Genomic DNA, 1,816 nt, shown 5'->3' on the forward strand with positions numbered 1-1,816 from the left:
TGACAATCCTTATAAATACAATGCGAAAGAGTTTGATGTATCTACAGGGTATTATTATTACGGAGCCAGATATTACGATCCAAAACGTAGTTTCTGGTTAAGTGTAGATCCCTTAGAAGAAATTACTAACTCTCCTTATGCTTATGTTTGGAATGATCCGGTTAACTTTGCAGATCCTACTGGGATGATGGGAGAGAGAGTTGGGGGAAGAATAAAAGACTGGTATAGAGATAGATTAGGAAATGTTTCATGGTACGATAGTCAGGAAGATCAAATTAAAGGAAAGAATGGTGAAACATTAACCCGTTTAGGAAAGTCTGGATCCTATGTTAACACTAATGGAACAACAACTTATCTTAATAGAGATCGTACTGTAACTGAAGGACTAAATACTTCATCCACTTTAAAGCCTACACAGATGTCGGGAGCTGCAATGTATGGAAATGATGCTCCTCAGATATCATCTTCGAGTAAAAGACTCATGGTCTTTGCAGAGTTTGATACAACCAAATATTATCCCGTTATAATTGATCGATTTGCAGCATCAGGATTTCATCCTGCACTAACGGATCCAAGTGCTAAAACATTTGAGCTGTATGCTGAAGGACTGGCGGGAGGATATTTATTTAAAGCGTTTAGAGGTGTGTTATTTTATGATGCAGGTATTCAGTATACAAAAGTTGGACATTGGTCAACAAAAGAAAGTTATATAATAATGTCAGAAAAGGGTGTTGTTGTACCCGAACAAGGTGGTTTAACTTTTTTTTCAACAAGTGGTCCAGAAGGTTGGACAGCAGCTCCAAAAGGTTGGGTTTATTCTGAGATGGAAATCCAATCAAATAGTTTAATACAAGCTGGTACAAAAGATTGGCTCAAAGCTGTACATCCAGAATCTGCAGTTAATGGTCAAAGCCAGATAAGAGCTGTTTTAAAGAAAGGAGGACAATTAACACCGCCTTTACGAAATCTTACACCAATTCTTAAAACTAAATTATAATGAAAGAAAAAGTTGAACAGATATTATTAGAATTTAAATTTAGATTAGAAAGTAAATTTCTTTCAAAAATTAAATCGGAAATTACCTTCATGAAACCTTCAATGTTAGGGAAAACAGGAATTCACTTTAATTTTGAATCAAAAATTTGTATAGAAATATTTTTTTGGGAATATGGGATAATAGAGATATACTCATTTTATTTTCATGATGAGTATAAGAAAATAAATTCTTTAGCAGATATTAATCAAACTAAAGACTTATTAGAATATACTTATACTCCAAAAAATTATCAAACTCTGTTTTATCCTGAAGAATCTTTTAACTTATTAATTGAGAAATTAAAAGAATTAGAAGTTTTGATTGGAAAATTGTAAAGCTTCTGTTCAAGCTATGAGAGAAGCAGTGGAATAGCTACTCTTGCTACTGCACGAATCCTTTCGTGTGGTAGTTTTGTATGATATATCTGATTAATTATTATCTTTTTTTCAGCAGAGCGGCGATGAAGAATGTTTTCAAAAGCTTTTAAAAGCGTATGAAGATGCTGTTAATAACGGAAACTTTTGTGATATGTGGACTCAGTTTTTGGCAGATGACTGTATGGTTGGTGTCACGCCGCCAGAACTTCTTGATTCTGAAATGTACTGGATTCATCCTGACCATTTTAGTGGAGCTTCTATATTGGTTAACAGTGCAGGAAAAGTCACCAATTGGTACGAATACATGCCATATGGGGAAATGCTGATGGAGAATACCAATTTTAGCTATGACAACCCATATAAATATAATGCAAAAGAATTTGATGCATCAACAGGTTATTAC

General features: G+C 34.0%; 2 protein-coding genes and 1 pseudogene. All 3 read left to right on the plus strand.

Annotated features, from left to right (window positions below):
- Positions 1-997 (plus strand): RHS repeat-associated core domain-containing protein (locus tag OF897_RS17400; RefSeq protein WP_323809077.1); only part of this gene is annotated, 997 nt, incomplete at its 5' end.
- On the plus strand, positions 997-1,371 hold the full coding sequence (locus OF897_RS17405; RefSeq protein WP_267266951.1) for a hypothetical protein: 375 nt from the start codon (positions 997-999) through the stop codon (positions 1,369-1,371). The genes OF897_RS17400 and OF897_RS17405, both read left to right, overlap by 1 nt.
- Before the next feature lie 193 nt (positions 1,372-1,564).
- A pseudogene (locus tag OF897_RS17410) lies at positions 1,565-1,816 on the plus strand (hypothetical protein); the annotation flags it as partial.

It is taken from the genome of Chryseobacterium formosum (assembly GCF_026460885.1).
Taxonomy (GTDB): domain Bacteria; phylum Bacteroidota; class Bacteroidia; order Flavobacteriales; family Weeksellaceae; genus Chryseobacterium; species Chryseobacterium formosus.